17 protein-coding genes and 1 pseudogene are annotated in these 17,793 nt (G+C 67.1%); 9 read left to right on the top strand and 9 right to left on the bottom strand.

What is annotated here, in order from left to right; genetic code table 11:
• Positions 1–6: 6 nt before the first annotated feature.
• The gene (locus J7I79_RS12040) at positions 7–912 is read right to left on the bottom strand and encodes a LysR family transcriptional regulator (RefSeq protein WP_214953415.1); all 906 of its coding nucleotides are present in this window, start codon (positions 910–912) and stop codon (positions 7–9) included.
• 141 nt (positions 913–1,053) lie between these two features.
• Here J7I79_RS12040 and mmsB point away from each other — a divergent pair, with 141 nt between their 5' ends.
• The 4 genes and pseudogenes from mmsB to J7I79_RS12015 all read left to right on the top strand — a co-directional run bounded on the left by mmsB (position 1,054) and on the right by J7I79_RS12015 (position 4,934).
• On the top strand, positions 1,054–1,956 hold the full coding sequence (gene mmsB / locus J7I79_RS12035; RefSeq protein WP_214953413.1) for a 3-hydroxyisobutyrate dehydrogenase: 903 nt from the start codon (positions 1,054–1,056) through the stop codon (positions 1,954–1,956).
• Between the two features lie 31 nt (positions 1,957–1,987).
• On the top strand, positions 1,988–3,472 hold the full coding sequence (locus J7I79_RS12030; protein WP_214953411.1) for a CoA-acylating methylmalonate-semialdehyde dehydrogenase: 1,485 nt from the start codon (positions 1,988–1,990) through the stop codon (positions 3,470–3,472).
• Positions 3,473–3,490: 18 nt separating this feature from the next.
• Positions 3,491–4,551 (top strand): annotated as a pseudogene (locus tag J7I79_RS24230) (HNH endonuclease).
• 44 nt (positions 4,552–4,595) lie between these two features.
• Positions 4,596–4,934: a YciI family protein gene (locus J7I79_RS12015; RefSeq protein WP_214953407.1), complete on the top strand. Its 339-nt coding sequence runs from the start codon at positions 4,596–4,598 to the stop codon at positions 4,932–4,934.
• 39 nt (positions 4,935–4,973) lie between these two features.
• Here J7I79_RS12015 and J7I79_RS12010 read toward each other — a convergent pair whose 3' ends face one another.
• The 3 genes from J7I79_RS12010 to J7I79_RS12000 form a co-directional block, all read right to left on the bottom strand.
• Positions 4,974–5,492, bottom strand: a complete 519-nt coding sequence (locus J7I79_RS12010; protein WP_251042737.1) for a hypothetical protein — start codon at positions 5,490–5,492, stop codon at positions 4,974–4,976.
• 112 nt (positions 5,493–5,604) lie between these two features.
• Positions 5,605–6,723, bottom strand: a complete 1,119-nt coding sequence (locus J7I79_RS12005; protein WP_214953403.1) for a winged helix DNA-binding domain-containing protein — start codon at positions 6,721–6,723, stop codon at positions 5,605–5,607.
• A 7-nt stretch (positions 6,724–6,730) separates the two neighbouring features.
• Entirely contained in the window at positions 6,731–7,522 is a 792-nt protein-coding gene (locus J7I79_RS12000) for an SGNH/GDSL hydrolase family protein (RefSeq protein WP_251042735.1), read from the bottom strand.
• 148 nt (positions 7,523–7,670) lie between these two features.
• Between J7I79_RS12000 and J7I79_RS11995 the strand changes: the two genes are divergently transcribed.
• Positions 7,671–8,321: an alpha/beta hydrolase gene (locus J7I79_RS11995; protein WP_214953399.1), complete on the top strand. Its 651-nt coding sequence runs from the start codon at positions 7,671–7,673 to the stop codon at positions 8,319–8,321.
• Between the two features lie 44 nt (positions 8,322–8,365).
• On the opposite strand, the gene J7I79_RS11990 is transcribed toward J7I79_RS11995, so the two are convergent.
• Entirely contained in the window at positions 8,366–8,602 is a 237-nt protein-coding gene (locus J7I79_RS11990) for an RNA-binding S4 domain-containing protein (protein WP_104172593.1), read from the bottom strand.
• A 33-nt stretch (positions 8,603–8,635) separates the two neighbouring features.
• Here J7I79_RS11990 and J7I79_RS11985 point away from each other — a divergent pair, with 33 nt between their 5' ends.
• The 3 genes from J7I79_RS11985 (at position 8,636) to J7I79_RS11975 (ending at position 12,160) form a co-directional block, all read left to right on the top strand.
• Complete coding sequence (locus J7I79_RS11985) at positions 8,636–9,640, top strand: DMT family transporter (RefSeq protein WP_214953397.1); 1,005 nt, start codon at positions 8,636–8,638, stop codon at positions 9,638–9,640.
• Positions 9,641–9,764: 124 nt separating this feature from the next.
• Positions 9,765–11,150, top strand: coding sequence for a glycine--tRNA ligase (locus J7I79_RS11980; protein ID WP_214953395.1), 1,386 nt, complete (start codon positions 9,765–9,767; stop codon positions 11,148–11,150).
• Positions 11,151–11,152: 2 nt separating this feature from the next.
• Positions 11,153–12,160 (top strand): GNAT family N-acetyltransferase, encoded by a 1,008-nt coding sequence (locus J7I79_RS11975; protein ID WP_214953393.1) that lies wholly within the window; start codon positions 11,153–11,155, stop codon positions 12,158–12,160.
• Positions 12,161–12,224: 64 nt separating this feature from the next.
• On the opposite strand, the gene J7I79_RS11970 is transcribed toward J7I79_RS11975, so the two are convergent.
• The 4 genes from J7I79_RS11970 to J7I79_RS11955 form a co-directional block, all read right to left on the bottom strand.
• On the bottom strand, positions 12,225–13,661 hold the full coding sequence (locus J7I79_RS11970) for a short-chain fatty acid transporter (protein WP_214953391.1): 1,437 nt from the start codon (positions 13,659–13,661) through the stop codon (positions 12,225–12,227).
• A 73-nt stretch (positions 13,662–13,734) separates the two neighbouring features.
• Positions 13,735–14,577: a 1-acyl-sn-glycerol-3-phosphate acyltransferase gene (locus tag J7I79_RS11965; protein WP_214953389.1), complete on the bottom strand. Its 843-nt coding sequence runs from the start codon at positions 14,575–14,577 to the stop codon at positions 13,735–13,737.
• A gap of 1 nt (position 14,578) precedes the next feature.
• On the bottom strand, positions 14,579–15,391 hold the full coding sequence (locus J7I79_RS11960) for a DUF1295 domain-containing protein (RefSeq protein WP_214953387.1): 813 nt from the start codon (positions 15,389–15,391) through the stop codon (positions 14,579–14,581).
• Positions 15,392–15,393: 2 nt separating this feature from the next.
• Positions 15,394–16,125 (bottom strand): alpha/beta hydrolase, encoded by a 732-nt coding sequence (locus tag J7I79_RS11955; RefSeq protein WP_214953385.1) that lies wholly within the window; start codon positions 16,123–16,125, stop codon positions 15,394–15,396.
• Positions 16,126–16,408: 283 nt separating this feature from the next.
• Here J7I79_RS11955 and J7I79_RS11950 point away from each other — a divergent pair, with 283 nt between their 5' ends.
• Entirely contained in the window at positions 16,409–17,782 is a 1,374-nt protein-coding gene (locus tag J7I79_RS11950; protein ID WP_214953383.1) for an FAD-binding oxidoreductase, read from the top strand.
• The last annotated feature ends 11 nt before the right edge of the window (positions 17,783–17,793 follow it).

Genomic DNA, 17,793 nt, shown 5'->3' with positions numbered 1-17,793 from the left:
TAAGTGTCAGGCTGCCAGGATTGCCTGTCGGCCTGACACTTCCGCCTTGAGCGCATCCACCACGGCCCGGACGGAAGCCGAGCGCAGCGACTCCGGACGCGCCACCGCCCAGATGGGGAGCTGGCGCTGGAACAGCTCGGGCAGCACCGGCACGAAGTCCGGGTTGTCCGCCACCATGAAGTTCGGCAGCAGGCCGATGCCCGCGCCGCAGCGGACAGCCTCCACCTGGGCGAACACGCTGGTGGCCTGGAAGCTGGACTTGGGGGCGGGCAGCTGCGAGGACCGGTGCCCCAGCTCCGCGACCTGCAGCGCCGACTCCACGTAGGACACAAAGCCGTGATCCCGCACGTCGTCCAGGGCCGCCGGCAGCCCGCGGGACCGGACATAGTGCGGGCTGGCGTAGAGCCGCAGGAAATAGTTGGTGAGGAAGATGGGCTGCGCGTTGGTGACTTCCATCCGGCCCACCACCACTTCCAGGTCCACGCCGGACCTGTTCTGGCTGACCTTGCGGGTGGCGCTGAGCATCTCGACGTTCAGCAGGGGATTGGCCTGCTGCAGGCGGACCAGCGCCGGCGCGACGAATTCCGCCCCGAATCCGTCGGAGGTGCTGATCCTGACCAGGCCGGAGAGCGAAGCGTCGCCGTTGCTGAGGGCTCCGGCCAGCGACCCCAGCGTCGACTCGATCGCCTCGGCGGCTGCAACGGCCTGGCTGCCCAGTTCGGTCAGTTCCCAGCCGTGCGGGCTGCGCTCCAGGGTCCGTCCGCCCAGCTGCTTGTCCAGCGCCAGGATCCGGCGGGAAATCGTGGTGTGCGTGGTGCCCAGCGTCTCCGCGACGGCGTTGAACCGGCCCAGCCGGGCAACGGTCAGCAGGATCAGCAGATCATCCGGACTCGGCAGCCGGTTCAAATCCATGGTTCAGCCTTTTCGGATCATTGTGCATCAATGCACATGCCGTCTGTAATTTTTCCCCTTGATTGCACTGTAGCAGGGTGTGATGGTGGACACGGAACGTCGGCCGCATCGGCCGGCACACGAAGCAAAGGAGCTTTCGCCATGGCAGTAGTCGCTTGGATCGGTCTCGGGAACATGGGTGGGTCCATGTCGGCAAACCTGGTCAAGGCCGGGCATGACGTCCGCGGATTCGACCTCAATCCCGAGGCGGTGGCAGCTGCCGAAGCGGACGGCGTGAAGCCCGTGGCGAGCCTTGCCGCTGCGGTGGACGGGGCCGACGTCGTATTCACCATGCTGCCGAAGGGCGAGCACGCCCGTGCCGTGTACCTGGGCGAGGACGGCGTCCTGGCCCATGCCGATACCCGCACGCTGCTGGTTGATTCCTCCACCATTGATATCGCCTCCGCCCAGGCGCTGCACGACGCCGCCGCTGCCGCCGGCTTCCGGTTCGTCGACGCCCCGGTCTCGGGCGGCATGAGCGGCGCGAAGGCCGGAACGCTCACCTTCATGGTCGGCGGCGAGGCGGGCGCCGTGGCCGAGGCCACCGAATACATCCGGCCCATGGCCGCCAACGTCATACCCACCGGCGGCGCCACCACGGGGCAGGCAGCAAAAATCTGCAACAACCTGATGCTCTTCATCAACCTTGCGTCCACTGCCGAGGGAGCCGTGCTCGCCGAGCGCCTGGGCCTGGACAAACAGGTTTTCTGGGACATCGCCTCGGTGTCCTCGGGTGACAGTTGGGCCCTGCGGACCTGGTATCCGGTAGGCGGTGTGGTTCCCACCGCCGCCTCCAACAACGACTTCGCCCCCACTTTCACCACCGAGCTCGCCAACAAGGACATCGGCCTGGCCATCAGCGCCGCCCGCGACACCGGCACCCCGCTGGAAATCGGCGAGCACGTGCAGACCCTCTTCCAGCGCCTCATCGATTCCGGCCAGTCCGGCAAGGACTGCTCGATGATCATCAAACTCGTCGACGGCTCCCTCGAGACCTCCAACTAGCCCCAGCCGGCCTTACGAAAAGGACTTTTCCATGCAACGCATTCCGCACTTCATCAACGGCGCCCTGATCAGCGACGCTGACCGCTTCGGCCCAGTCTTCAACCCCGCCACCGGCGCCCAGGAAAAGGAGGTGGCCCTGGCCTCCGCCGCCCGCGTGGAGGAAGCCATCGACGCCGCACAGGCCGCCCTGCCGGGCTGGCGGGCCACCAGCCTGGCCAAGCGCACCAACATCTTCTTCCGCGTCCGCGAAATCCTGACACAGCGCAAGTCCGAGCTGGCAGCCATCCTGACCAGCGAACACGGCAAGGTGCTCTCCGACGCCGAGGGCGAGATCTCCCGCGGCCTGGAAAACATCGAGTTTGCCACCGGGCTTTCGCACATGCTCAAGGGCGAACGCTCAGAGCAGGTTTCCAGCGGCGTGGACGTCCACTCGGTTCGCCAGCCCGTGGGTGTGGTCGCCTGCATCACCCCGTTCAATTTCCCCGCCATGGTGCCGCTCTGGATGATCGGCAGTGCGCTGGCCTGCGGCAACACTGTGCTCCTCAAGCCCAGCGAGAAGGACCCGTCGTCGGCCGTTTTCATCGCGGAAGTCTTTGCCGAAGCGGGCCTGCCGCCGGGAGTCCTGAACGTGGTCCACGGTGACAAGGAGGCCGTGGACGTCCTGCTGGAGCACCCGGGCGTGAAGGCTATCAGTTTCGTCGGATCCACTCCCATTGCGCAGTCCATCTACAAGCGGGCGGCCGACCATGGCAAGCGCGTCCAGGCGCTGGGGGGCGCCAAGAACCACATGGTGGTCCTGCCGGACGCGGACCTGAACATGGCGGCAGACGCCGCCGTCTCCGCGGCGTACGGCTCCGCGGGGGAACGGTGCATGGCCGTCTCCGTGCTCGTGGCGGTGGGCAATATTGCCGACGACCTGGTGAACGCCATTTCAACCCGCATGGCGGATCTCAAGATCGGTCCCGGTACGGACCCGGCCTCGCAGATGGGTCCACTCATCACCAAGGAACACCGGGACAGGGTGGCTTCCTACGTGGCGGGGGCAGCCGATGAAGGCGCCACGGTTGTGGTGGACGGTCGCGAGCAGGTGTTCGACTCGGACGGCTTCTTCATTGGGGTCAGCCTGGTGGACCACGTGAAGCCGGGCATGAAGGTGTACGACGACGAAATTTTCGGTCCTGTGCTCTCGGTGGTCCGCGCGGACAGCTACAGCGACGCCGTCAGGCTGGTCAACGAGAATGAGTTCGGCAACGGCGTTGCCATCTTCACGCGCGACGGCGGGGCTGCCCGCCAGTTCGAGTTCGACGTCGAAGCGGGCATGGTGGGCGTCAACGTGCCCATTCCGGTGCCGGTGGGGACGTTCTCCTTCGGCGGCTGGAAGAACTCGCTGTTCGGCGACACCCACATGTACGGCCCGGACAGCATCCGCTTCTACACCCGCGGCAAGGTGGTGACCACGCGCTGGCCGGATCCGTCCACCTCCGTGATTGACCTCGGCTTCCCGCAGGTCGACTAGGCGCCAGGCAGGGCCGCTATTTTGTCAGTGCCTCTTGGCAGACTTCAGTCATGGAAGGCAACGGCGGGCCGGGGCAGGCTCAGGCAGCAGCGGGACGCGGGATCACGGTCAGGGACCTCAGCGGCCGGGCTGCAGGCCCGGGCCACGGTGGTGTTCGATGGCCGGCAGCGACATACCCAGGCTGAAGCCGGACTTGCACCTGATGAATTGGGCAAGGGAGTTGCCGCGCAGATCGCTTTGGCCCGGCGTGAATCCCCGGCCCGCGGCGGCCGGCTGCTGGGACTGGCCAAAGCCCTCGTAACCGAAATGCCCCACACCCTGGCTGCCCTGCAGACCGGGCAGCTGAATGAATGGCGCGCCACGCTGCTGGTAAAGGAAACAGCCTGCTTGTCCGCGGCCGACCGGCACGTGAGCCTGCGCCCGGCACCGGACACCATGACCTATCTGACTGCCCTGCTCCCGGTCACCGCCGGCGTGGCCGTCCACGCGGCGCTCAGCCGCCAGGCTGACACCCTGCGTTCGGGCGGGGATGGCCGCTCCCGAGGACAGATCATGGAACCAGCCCGCCTCCCGGGATATGGCGTCGTCCCGGCGTCCTGGGCAAGAGCGGCGGTCACACTGTTTAAGGAAGGCCCAAGCGGCGACACGGACTCCTCGGGTGGGTCTAACTCGGCGGGTCTAGCGCAGGCGGGTATTCGGCATGGCTCCGCCGGCTCTACACGGCCCCGGAGACCGGCGACCTGATAGCGATGGATTCCCGGGCGCGGCTCTTCCCGCCAGGGCTGCGCCGCTTCATCCAGGCCCGGGATGACACCTGCCGCACACCCTACTGCGATGCGCCGATCCGCCACCACGACCACATCGTCGCGTGGCACCTCGGCGGACCCACCAGCCACAGCAACGGCAGCGGACTCTGCGAATCCTGCAACCACACCAAGGAATCACCCGGCTGGCGCTCCGAACCACGCCCCGGACCCCGACACACCCTGCAAATCCACACTCCGACCGGGCATACCTACCAATCCACCGCGCCGCCACTACCGGGGACGCAGGGACTTGGGATGGAACCGGCGGCCTGACCACAACCGTTGCTATCCGGCCCGACCGGGGGCACCATCGAGACATGACCAAATACCTCATCTCCTTCCCGAGCGAAGCCATGGTGCTCACCGACGAGGAGTTCCCGATCGTCTTCGCCGAATCCCACGCTGTGATCGAGGAGGCGAAGGGCGCCGGCGTCTACGTATTCGGCGGTGGGATCGAGGAGGAAGCCGCTCCGGTGCTGGTCTCCGCCGACGGGTCGGTGAGCACCGAGATCTATCCGGGCTCCGAACTCAACGGTGGGTTCACCGTGCTGGAGCTGCCGACGCGCGAGGACGCGGTCGAGTGGGCGAGGAAGATCGCGGTGGCCTGCCGTTGCTCGCAGGAGCTCCGCGAGTTCGGGTATGACCCGGCGAGCTAGCGGTCCTGGCCGAGTACAACTAGCCCTTCATGATCTCGTCTAGCCCTTCATGATCTCGTCGCGCCGGGTCATGTATTCCTCCATGGCGATCTCGCCGTTGCTGTACTGCTGGTCCAGCTCGGCCAGTTTCCGCGCGCGGAAACCCTGCGGAGCCGACGGCGGCGGAGGAGTGGCCGGAGCGGACGGCTGCTGCGGTTCCGGGCGTGACTGGTTGGCCGGATAGCCGGGGCTGTCTTCGTACGGCACCTGTCCGGGGCCGCCCGGGGCCGGATATCCGGCGGGCGGGTAACCGGGGTTCTGGTAGCCGCCATTTTGGTACGGCTGGTCCAACGGGGGCTGCTGCGGGCCGCCGAGTTGGCGGAACCCGCCGCCGAAGTAGTCCTGCTGGGTGTAACCGTCGCGCGGCTGGTTGTTCGGGCGGTCCGGCTGCTGCCCGGGAAATTGGCCCGGGTACTGTCCATTGAATCCTTGGTTTTGGTTCCTGCCCCGGACGGACTTCCGGTACATGCGCATGGCAAAGGGAATCAGGAACGACAGAATGATGATCCAGAAGAACATGTTGCTCACGGTGGACGGCCTCTCAGAAGTGTCCCTTCAGTTTAACCCCCGGCTGCCAAGCCCGGCCCTGTCCGTCGCCGGCGGCACCCCAGCCCGGTAACTTCCGGGCCACTTATTTCCGGACCACCGGCATTTCCAGGAACTTTCCGTAGGCCTCAACTGCCTTGTCGACTGCACGGTCGGTGCCTGGAGTGGCGGCATCGCCGGGTTCCGGTCCGGTGCGGATGTCCAGCTCACAGCTACCGCCGGCCAGGACATGTCGCCAGGAACCGATCATGCGGCCATCCCGCAGCACCACGTGCATCGGAGAGTCCCGCTCGGGCAGTGCGGGGGCGGTGCCGCCCAGGAAGTGACGCGTGCGGGAATAGCCCATGACGTATTCGTCGTAGCACTGGATAAGGTCGATCCGGGGTTGTCCATCCGCCGCAGGTTCGCGCCGCGAGTCCGGCTTGAAATGAACCTCCACACCGTCCAGCGCGGCGGTCTCGAGGGCATCGGGGTCAATTTCCAGCGCCAGTGCCAGCCCGAGCCGGACGTCCGTGACGGTGAGCCCGGACCAGTCGGCACAGTCCTTGGCGGTGGCGGGTCCGCGGCTTTGGAAATAGCGCCGGACAAGCTCGGCCAGGGCCGCCGGACGGTCGGCGGGGCCAGTTGGTGCTGCCGGAACGCGCTCATCGAAGAGGGCATAGGTCTGGCGCAGCGCGCCGCCCTTGCTGCGGACGGGCGTTCCACTGGTCAGCACGCCGCTGATCTCCGCGTGCATGATCAGGTACGCCAGCTCCAGGCCCTTGCCCGTAAAACCGCTGCGCTGCAGTTCCGCGGAGAGCTCCTCCCGGGTCTTGTGGGCGCCGCCGGCCACGGCACCGGCGAGGACCCCGGCGCTCCGGGACGCCGCCGCGGCGTCGATGCCCGTCTGCCGGTACATGCCTTGGTTTCCCTGATGCAGCCGGGGTGCGGACAGCGCCATCAGCCAGCGGAGGTCGTCGCGGTGAACAAAGTGCCAGGTGGGCCGCAGGATGTGCGTCCTGAGGATCCGGCCGTCGGCCACCGCCTGTTCAACGTCAGCAGCGGATGCCCCTGCCGTGCGTTGCGCCAGGGACCAGCGGGCATAGGGGAACTCCTGGGACTGCACGGCCAGGAGGTTCTTCAGGGCGTCTTCCGGCGTAGCTGCGCGAGGCGCGCGCAGCTGCTGCCGTCTTAGCCTCAGCCTGACGACGTCGTCGGCGTCCACCCGGGCCCTACCTCCGCCCGGGCTCTAGTCCGGGGACCTCGCCTGAACCCAACGGCATGCCGGGACCGAAAACCGGACCCGGTGTGGGCCGTTTGGCAGTGACGCCGTCCCCGGAGGACTGGTGGCGCAGCCGGCGGACAACCCACGGAACAAAGTATTCGCGTGCCCACACCAGGTCGCCGGACCGCGCCTCGCGCCAGTTGCGCTGGGGGAGGGGCTTGGGGGAGAGCGGCTCCAGGGTGTGGTGGATGTTGAGGGAATCCAGCACCATGGCCGCGATGGTGTGGTGGCCCAGCGGCGAGAAGTGCAGGCGGTCCTGGTCCCACATCTGCGGGTCGCTGAGCTGGCGCAGCGACCACATGTCGGCAATGACGGCGTCGTGCCGTGCCGCCACGGTGCGCAGGTTCTCGTTGTAGATGGCGATCTTGCTGCGGAGCCTGCCGAGGACGGAGGATCCGGTGTCCGGGCCGTTGAACAGCACAACGGTGGCGCCGCCAAGGCTGAGGATATGCACCACCGAATCGAGCTTTTCCGCCAGCGCATCGGGGTCGCCGCCGGGCCGGATGAGGTCGTTGCCCCCTGCGGAGAGTGTCACCAGGTCCGGTTTGAGGGCCAGGCACGGTGCCAGCTGCTGGTCCACGATCTGTTCCATGAGCCGCCCGCGTACGGCCAGGTTCGCGTAGGCGAAATCAGCGTGGCCACGGCTCAGTTCCTCGGCCACCCGGTCGGCCCAGCCGCGGTGCCCGCCGGGGCTTCCGGGCTCCGGGTCCCCAATGCCTTCCGTGAAGGAATCGCCCATGGCTACATACCGGCCCCAGGGGTGGGCATCAACGGTGTCCTGCGGATTGGGAATGGCTTCAGTTTCGCTCACGTTTCCATCCTGCCTCGTTAGCCTCAAGCTACGCCACCGTAGGTTGTTACCCGGGGGTAACTGCAAGAATGGATCCATGACTGAAGCCGACGTATCCACTGCCCCTGTTGTCCTGTGGTCCACTCCTGGCGCAGCGCGCTCGGGAAAGCCTTTGCTGGTCCTGCTGCACGGTTACGGTGCCAACGAACAGGATCTGCTCAGCCTGGCAGATCTGCTGCCCGGCGATTTTGCGGTGGCATCCGTGCGTGCCCCCATCGCGATGGGTCCGGGCTTCACCTGGTTCCCCCTGACGGATTCCGCGGACTATTCCCTTGACGCGGTCAAGAGTGCCGCCAGCTTCGTGCTGGACTGGCTCGACGGCGTCAAGGGCGACCACCCCTCCGTCACGCTGCTCGGGTTCTCCATGGGCATGGCGATGGCCACGACGCTGCTGAGGCAGCGCCCGGCGGACTTCGCCGCCGTCGTCGGACTTTCGGGGTTTGTGGTGAATGCCGGCGGGGATCCGAGCTTCCGCGACGACGAACTTAACGGCAGCGTCCCGCTGTTCTGGGGCCGTGACCAGCAGGACCCCGTCATCACCCAGGACAAGATCGAATACACCATGGGCTGGGTGCGGGGCCACGTGAAGCTGACGAAGGTCCTCTACGCGGGAATGTGGCACGGGATCAACCAGCAGGAGATCGGCCACGTGTCCGAGTTCCTCACCCACGAGGTGCTGAAGAAGTAACTTCAGGAGCCGGCCGCGGGGCGCGGCCGGCCAGCCGGGGACAGTTAGGAACCGGCGGGGGTCGAAATCCGTACGGTCCTGCCATTCACGGTGACCGTGTCGCCGTGGTGGAGCTGCCGTCCGCGGCGGTCGTCGATTTCGCCGTTGACCTTGACCAGCCCGTTTTTGATCAGCTCCGTGGCCTCTACACCGTCCTCGACCAGGCTGGCCAGCTTCAGGAGCTGACCCAGGCGGATCATGTCGTCGCGGATGGGGATCTCTTCGATTTCCGGGTTGCTCATACAAGCAATGATGCCTGACGTAAGGTGAATCCAGTGACCCAAGCACCCCGTCTCCCACTCATTGCAGGACTACCGCTGGCTGTGGGCGCCGGACTCGCCATTCCCGTTCAGGGCCGGATCAACGGTGCTCTGGGCGCCCGCTTGAACGATGGCATAGCCGCCGCCGTGGTGAGTTTCACCACGGGACTGGTCGTGATGATCGTGGTTTCGCTGGTCGTGCCGAGGGGACGCCGCGGGCTGGCCCAGATCCTGCCGGCACTCCGGGAACGGCGGTTTCCGCCGGTCTATGTGATTGCCGGCGGCATCGGCGCGTTCTTCGTTTTTGCCCAGGCCTTCACCGTGGGCCTGCTCGGAGTGGCGCTGTTTACTGTGGCCACGGTCACAGGACAGACCCTGAGCGGGTTGCTGGTGGACCGGCTCGGCATCGGCCCCGCCGGCAAGAAGTCCGTCACCGGAATCCGGGTCCTGGGCACTGTGCTGACCATAGCCGCCGTCGCCTGGGCCGTGTCCCCGCGGTTCGGCGGCGCTGGGGCCGGCGGCCCCGCGGGAGGCGGCGCGGACCCGGCACGGCTGCTGCTGCCGGTGCTCCTGCCCGTCATCGCGGGCTTCCTGATGAGTTTCCAGCAGGCCATGAACGGGATGGCCACAGTGCACTACGGCACGCCCATCGCGGCGACCCTGGTGAACTTCATCTCCGGCGCCACCGTGCTGTGGCTCGCCTGGCTGATCAAACTCGCTGTCGCCGGAGCCGGCAACGGCCTGCCCGCTGAATGGTGGTACTACCTGGGCGGACCGATGGGGTGCGCGTTCATCGGCCTGGGCGCACTGCTGGTCCGGAGCCTCGGCGTGCTGGTCACCGGGTTGGGCATGATCGCTGGCCAGCTGTTGGGTTCGCTGGGCCTCGACCTGGTGCTTCCCGCCCCCGGCACGGTGGTTGCCCTGCCCACCGTCCTCGGCACGGTCCTTACCCTCGGTGCGATTGTCCTGGCCACCCTGCCGTGGCCGCGGGGCGCCCTCAAGCGGCAGCCGGGCCGGTAGGCTAGGACACGCAGCTTCCTGCACATCTTTCCTTCGTACCGCCCCGCCCGGCAACCAGCCGGGTACTGGGGCCTAGAAACCGCGCGGACCGCACCCAGCGGCCCTGTAGAAATTGGAGTTCCCCATGGCAGCAAAATCCGTTCTCGACCAGGTCATCTCGCTCTCCAAGAGGAGGGGCTTCGTTTTCCAGGCCGGTGAAATCTATGGTGGCTCCCGTTCTGCCTGGGACTACGGGCCCCTCGGCGCCGAGCTGAAGGAAAACATCAAACGCCAGTGGTGGCAGTCGGTGGTCCGCGGCCGCGAGGACGTGGTGGGCCTGGACTCTTCGGTGATCCTTCCCCGCCAGGTCTGGGAAGCGTCCGGCCACGTGGAGGTCTTCTCCGATCCCCTGGTGGAGTGCCTCTCCTGCCACAAGCGCTACCGGGCCGACCACCTCGAAGAAGAGTACGAGGAAAAGAAGGGCCGTCCGGCCGAGAACGGCCTGAAGGACATCGCGTGTGCCAACTGCGGCACCCGCGGCGAATGGACTGAGCCCCAGGAATTCTCCGGCCTGCTCAAGACCTTCCTCGGCCCGGTGGCCAACGAGGAAGGCATGCACTACCTGCGCCCGGAAACCGCGCAGGGCATCTTCGTGAACTTCAACAACGTGCTCACCACTTCGCGGAAGAAGCCGCCGTTCGGCATCGGCCAGATCGGCAAGTCCTTCCGCAACGAGATCACGCCCGGAAACTTCATCTTCCGCACCCGTGAATTCGAGCAGATGGAAATGGAATTCTTTGTCGAGCCGGGCACGGACGAGCAGTGGCACCAGTACTGGATGCAGGAACGGATGGACTGGTACACCGGCCTGGGCCTCAAGGCCGATAACCTGCGCTTCTTCGAGCACCCGCTGGAGAAGCTGAGCCACTACTCCAAGGGCACCACGGACATCGAATACCGTTTCGGTTTCCAGGGCTCCGAGTGGGGCGAGCTGGAAGGCATTGCCAACCGCACGGACTTCGACCTCTCCACGCACTCCAAGGCCTCCGGCCATGACCTGAGCTACTTCAACCAGGCCACCAACGAGCGCTACACCCCGTACGTGATCGAGCCCGCCGCCGGCCTGACCCGTTCCTTCATGGCGTTCCTCATCGACGCCTACACCGAGGACGAGGCCCCTAATGCCAAGGGCGGCGTGGATGTCCGCACCGTGCTGAAGCTGGATCCGCGGCTGGCTCCGGTCAAGGCCGCCGTGCTGCCGCTGAGCCGCAACGAGGACCTGTCCCCGAAGGCAAAGGCCCTGGGCACCCAGCTGCGCAAGAACTGGAACATCGACTTCGACGACGCCGGCGCCATCGGCCGCCGCTACCGCCGCCAGGATGAGATCGGCACGCCGTTCTGCATCACCGTGGACTTCGACACCCTCGAGGACCAGGCCGTCACCATCCGCGAGCGCGACACCATGAGCCAGGAACGTGTCTCCCTGGACAAGGTGGAGGGCTACCTGGCCGCACGGCTGATCGGCGCCTGAGCATGCCCATCGAATACCGTGAATGGCGCGAGGGCGACGACCTGGCGCTGCTGGAGCTTTGGGGAGGGCCGGAGACCGAACAGGCCCGGCAGTTCCGCGGCACCCTGGCCCCTTCGGGCAACTCGCCGTGGCGCCGCTGCATCGTGGCCGAGGACGTCGTGGATGGTGTGGCCATCCCGATCGGTGCGGCCGTGGTCCACGAGGCCTCCCTGCACCCGGAGCGGCTCTGGGCCTACATCGAGGTGGCGCGGGATCACCGCCGCGCCGGCGTCGGCTCCACCCTGCTGACGATGCTCCGACACGAGGCCGGCCAGGCGCCGTCGGGCGTTTCCAGCCTGCGGACCAAGGTGGAACCGGGCACGCCCGGAGCCGCTTTCGCCGAAGCTGCCGGCCTGGCTCCCATCCAGCGCTCACGCCTTGTTGTCGTGGAGCCGGGGGCGCTCAAGCTGCCAGTCTTCGGCGACGGTTCCGAGGCCGCGGCCTCCGAACAGATCGAGGATCTTGCCACCGGCTCCGTGGAGCTCAGCGACGTGGTGGGCCGGTACTACACGGCCGTTCACGGCTGGGACAGCCCGGGCGAGCTGGGCATCGGCACCGTGCAGCGGCTGTTTCTCGACGAGCTCAGCGGGGCGCACGGCGCCATTGTGCTGCGGGCCCCGAAGGCCAGCGCGTTTGGCCCGGGCGTCCCGGCCAGCAGGAAGGGCCGGCTCGAGGCGTTCGCCATCAGCTACGCGGAGCTTGCCCCCGGCGGGGAGAACGCGGCGGGCGGCGACGGGTCGGCGTCGGGCCAGCCCACGGACGTATTCGTCGGCCATGAGCCGAAGCTGTCCGAGGATGAAGCCCGCTTCGCCGTCCGCGACCTGCTGGCGCTCATCGCGTTCCAGCACCCCGTGGTGCTGGAACTGGATGACTCGATGGCTGCGCTGCGCGCCGTCGTCGAACCTTTGCTGGAGAGCGGCAAGGCCCGCCTGGGCGGTACCGAAACCCTGGTGGTTTCCGACCCCGCCTAGCCCTTAACCCTGCTGACCCGCAGCGGATGCCGTCCCAACGGCACCTGCTGCGGGTCAGCGTGGTTTAAGGGATGACCGGCGGAACGAACTCGAACGTCATTCCCAGCAGCCACACGAGCAGGAGCACCACAGGCAGGTGGAACACGAACTGCAGGAATGTGAAGCCCACCAGATCCCGGGCCCGCAGCCTGAGAACCGCGAGCAGCGGCAGCATAAAAAACGGGTTGATCAGGTTAGGCAGGGCCTCGGCGATGTTGTAGATCTGGACGGTCCAGCCCAGGTTCATGTTCACGTCCGTCGCAGCCTGCATCACGTACGGCGCCTCCACCAGCCATTTGCCGCCGCCGGAGGGAACGAACAGCCCCAGCACGGCGGTATAGAGGGCAATTACGACGGCGAACGCACCGCCGCCGCCGATGTCCGAGAAGAATTCGGCCAGGTGCGCCGAGAGGGACATCCCGCCGTGGCCGGTGGCCTTCGTGAGGATGGCGGCCATGGCTGCATAGAGCGGAAACTGCACGAGGATGCCGGCAGTCGCGGGCACGGCCTTGGTCACGGCCTGCAGGAAGTTCCGCGGAGTCCGGTGCAGCACCAGGCCCAGGATGAGGAAAACCAGCAGGTATCCGTTGAGGCTGCTCACCACTGTCAGGAACGGCTTGGAGAGGAACTGCGACACCACCCAGCCCAGGGTCAGGATCCCGGCGAGGACCGGCAGGATCATGCTGTATTCCAGCCATTCGCCGGGCCGGGACCGCGGCGCCGGTTCGCTGGGTTCGTCGTCGAGATCCACCCCGAGGTCCTCGGCAGTACGCACGGCGGCACCGCGCGGCGCCGAGAAATGGGCGATCAACGTGGTGAGCGCCATAAGGATCGCCAGGGTGAGCAGCGACTGCCACGTGAAAATCGTGGTGCCGAAGTCCAGGACTCCGGTGATTTTGAGCAGGGCAGGCGGCAGCGATGCAGCCGTGGCCTGCAGCTGGGCGGCCGAGGATGACAGCCCCAGTGCCCACACGGCGCCGAGGCCCATGAAAGCGGCCGCCCCGAGCGCGCGGTAGTCCACTGAAAGGTCCTTGCGGCGCGCGATGGCGCGTGCCAGGAGCCCGCCGAAGATGAGGCTGAGGCCCCAGTTCAGGAAGGACACGGACATGGAAAGCATCGCCACGAAGCTGACGGCGGTCCGGGCCGTCGACGGGACAAGCGCGAGCCGGTTGATGAGCCTTGCCACCGGCGGGGACGTCGCCACCACGTAGCCGGTGAGCACCACCATGGCCATTTGCAGGGTGAACGCGGTGAGGTCCCAGAATCCGTTGCCGAATGAATCGGCGATGGACTGCGGCGAGGCGCCGATGGCGAGGGCGGCCACGGCAATGAGGACCACCCCGGCCAGCGCGAAGATGTAGGCATCCGGGAACCACTTTTCGGTCCACGCCGCCAGCCGCTGGGCCAGGCGGGCCAGGCCGCGTTCGTCGATTTCGCTTCTTGTCAGGACTGTGTCTGCCACAGGAACGATCCCTCTCCATTGAGTGCGTGCGTATGTGTGCGTGCGTACCCATGGAGCCTAGCCACAGCGTGCGTTAGCCGGCCGAAGCGCGACGTCGGCCCGCGCGCCGCGGCCCCTCGGCCTCCTCCAGCCGCCGCCGTTCCACATCCGTGGGCGCACCGCCGCCCAGATGTGCGGGCATCCACCATACTCCGGGCCGGGGTGTGAGCGGGAAATCCGCAATGGCCGTGTCGATGCCGTGCTGCAGCACGGCCCGGAGCCGCGCCGTTGCTGCCGGCACGTCAGCATCGGCGCCCAGCCGGCCGGAGTCCGGCCGGAGCGGCTCACCCACATGGATCCGCACCGGCGCGCGCCAGGCGCGGCGCGGGGAGAACGCATGCTGGCGAGTCAGCAGCCGGTGCGCTCCCCACACCGAGACGGGAATGATCGGCACACCGGCCTCGGCCGCCATACGCACGGCCCCCGTTTTGCACTCCCGGACCGTGAAACTGCGGCTGACGCCCGCCTCCGGAAGGATCGCGATGTATTCGCCCTCGCGGAGTTTCGCGACGGCGGCGTCGTAGGCGCCCGAACCGGACCCGTAACCCACCACAACCTGCCCGGCGGCGCTGATGGCAGGACCCGCAAACCAGTGATCGGCCGCGCCCTGGGTGATCAGGTAGCGCATCTGGGCCCGGCTGTGCCGCCACAGGAGCAGCTCGGCAAAGGCGAAATCGAGGTACCCGAAGTGGGTGATGGCGACGACGGCTCCCGCACCCGGCACCGCTTGGCGGGACGGGCCGTTGAGGCGTCCGGCTGGCGGGAGGTGCTCCTTGCCCGTGATAATGACGCGGATCCGGAAGAGCCACCGCAGCGCCAGTCCGGTGCGGACAATGAAGCGGTAGAAGCGGTCATTCGGCTGCGGCCGCCACGCCATCTCAGTGCCTGCCCGCCGGCCGGCGCGGCGGCCAGGGGATAAAGCCCGACGTCGACTCGACGTATTCCTTGTAGCCCGGCCGGGCGGACATCGCCTTCTCCGTCAGCGGCTTCCCGGTTTTGCCTGCGAGGGCCCACACCATCAGGGCGGGGGACAGGACCGTGAGGATTCCGGGCCAGGAGTCTGCGGAAATAAGGAACAGGCCGGTCCAGGCGGCGGCGTCGCCAAAGTAGTTGGGGTGCCGGGTGTAACGCCACAGCCCCGTGTTCAGCACGGTTCCCTTATTGGCGGCGTCCTTCTTGAACTGTGCGAGCTGCCAGTCACCCACGGTTTCGAACACGAAGCCGATGACCCACAGCAACACTCCGAGGATCGCCACCCAGCCCAAGGCGCCGGTAGCGAACATCCCGACCTGCACGGTGAGCGAAACGAAGAACATCACCATGCCCTGGGGCAGGTAGACACGGCGCAGCGCGTAGGCATTGCGTGAGCCGGGTGCCGTACTGAGCATTGCCTCGTAGCGGGGGTCCTCATGGCCGCCGCGGGCGCGCCAGCCGATGTGCGTACCGAGGCGGAGGCCCCACACGCCCGTCAGCAGCAGGAGCAGGAGGCGCCTGCCGTCGTCGCCCGTTCCGGCGGATTGCAGCCACGACACTGCGGCAACCGCTACGAAGCCGGGTCCCCACGCCACGTCCATCACCGAGTGCCGCCGCTGGGCGACGGCCACGGCGAAAGTGACCGCCAGGACGCCGGCCACGGCCAGGGCTGTCCACGGCAGGCTGGCCAGGAAGTCGTTTATCGGAAATGCCGCCATGGTCACAGCACCACCGGGATGCCCGGCGCTGTTGCTGGCAGCAGGGCATCAAAGCGTGCCGGACCGCCCCCGATTTCCGCGCCCGCGGCTTCACCGAAGGCCTTGAGGACAAAGCCGGTGGCCAGCGTGTGCCACAGGCGGACCCTGCGGAACATGAAGTGGCCTGCCCCGGCCAGGGACACGTAGCGCAGCTCGTCGGTCAGGGAAGCGGCGCGCTGTGCAAATTTCAGCGATTCGGCCGGGCTCGTCCAGCGGTCCGCGGTGCCGTGCACGATGAGCACTTTGCGGCCGGCGACGGTCTCAGCGGGTGTCCCGGCGCTCAGCCACGGGGCCAGCGACACCACGGCGTCAACGAGCGGATCGTCGGCCACACAAATGGCGGTGAGCCCGCCCATCGAATGCCCCAGCAGGTACACGGGCACGCCAGGGTGCTGTTCATGGATCCGGGCCAGCGCCCACCGGGCATCCTGCAGCGGTGACATGTCCGGGCCGTTCCAGCCGCGGACGCTGTTCCGGAGCGTCCAGACCGCGAGTCCGTGCTTGCGGCCGGCGCGGTGCAGGTGCCTTGCGAAGGGCACCATGCGGGCGGGGCTCAGATGCCGCGCTTCCACTGGCTCGTAGCTGTGCGAGCGCCCGCCGTGGAGCACCAGGGCCACGCCGCGGGTGGTGCCCGCAGCCTCCCTCGCGGTGAGCACAGGCTTGGTGCTGACTTCGTCATTCCTGCGATTACCCATGCGGGCCTCCAGACTCCTCGTCCTACAGTTATAAACCCCGGGATGCCGGGGTTTAGTTCCGGGCGGAGCCGGGACTGCCAAGGCGCCGGACATTCCCGCGGTCATACAGGAGATTCGGAGCCGCGGCCCCCACCGATTGCCGCGTCGTGGCCGGCCCCGAAACTCCTTGACGGTGCCGGCGGACGGGTGTATCCCTGTCCCGTAAGCTCCGGTCGTTAAACCCGATGGGAGGCGAACCCCAACGGTCCGGATCCGAAGTCGAAGAGGATCGGTGGTACTGCAAATGAACGCAAAAACGCTCGACACCCTGCGGGAACAGGTGCGCGGGCAAGTGATCACCCCGGATCACGCGGACTACGACTCCGCCCGTGCCGTCCACAACGGAATGATCGACAAGCGGCCCGCAGCGGTATTGCGGGTTGCGCAGGTGGCGGACGTCATCGCCGCGGTCAACTACGCCAGGGACAACGCCATGGACCTCGCGATCCGTGGAGGCGGACACAGCGGGCCGGGGTTTGGCACGGCGGACAATGCGCTGGTCATCGACTTTGCCAACACCCGGGGTGTCCGGGTCGATCCGGCCAGCAAAACAGCCAGGAGTGAGGCCGGCGCAACGTGGGCCGACTTCAACCACGCCACGCACGCGTTCGGGCTGGCGACCACCGGCGGCATCGTCGGTTCGACCGGTGTTTCGGGGCTGACCCTCGGCGGAGGCATTGGCTACCTGGACCGGAAATACGGACTCAGCTGCGACAACCTGCTTTCGGCCGACGTCGTCACCGCGGACGGGAAGTTCCTTACCGCCAGCGAAAACGAGAACGAGGATCTGTTTTGGGCGCTGCGCGGCGGTGGCGGGAACTTCGGCGTCGTGACCTCGCTGGAATACCGCCTGCATCCCGTGGACATGGTCCACGCCGGCATCATCATCTACCCGCTGGAGCACGCAGAAACCGTCGCGAAGTTCTACCGCGAGCATCTGGCGGCAGCACCCGAGGAGCTGGGCGCTTTCCTCGCCTTCCACCAGGGGCCGCCGGTTCCGTTTCTTCCGGAGGAATGGCATGGGAAACCGGTCTGCATTGTGGTCGGCATGTGGACCGGCGACCCGGCCGAAGGGCCGGCCCGCTGGCAGCCGTTCCTCGACGCCGCGCCGGTGGCAGGGTCCATGGTGGGACCGATGCCCTATCCGGCCTTGAATTCGGCCTTCGACGGGATGTATCCCAAGGGGCTCCTGGCCTATTGGAAGGCGGCCTTCCTGTCCGAGCTCAGCGACGGTGCCATCAACGCGCACCTCGAGTACGGGAAGCTGGTGCCGAGCATCTCGACCGCCGTGCACATCTACCCGATCGACGGCGCAGTGCACCGTGTGGGCGTAACGGACACGGCGTTCCCCAACCGCAACGCCAAATTCTCCCCCGTCATCGCATGCCATTGGGAGGATCCCGGGGATTCCGAGGCGAACATCGCCTGGGTGCGGGATTACGCGGCGGCGCTGCAGCCCTACTCTGAGACCGCGGGGTACATCAACTTCCAGGACAGCGATGACTTGCCCCGGGTCGCGGAGAACTACGGACCGAACTATGCACGGCTCGCCTCGATCAAGGGCAAGTACGATCCGGGCAACCTGTTCCATGTGAACCAGAACATCAAGCCCCAGTAAAGTGCAGGTAT

Source organism: Arthrobacter sp. ISL-69 (genome assembly GCF_018613775.1).
Classification (GTDB): domain Bacteria; phylum Actinomycetota; class Actinomycetes; order Actinomycetales; family Micrococcaceae; genus Arthrobacter.
The sequence above is the reverse complement of the archived record's forward strand: the minus strand, read 5'-3'. Positions and strand labels throughout refer to the sequence as shown.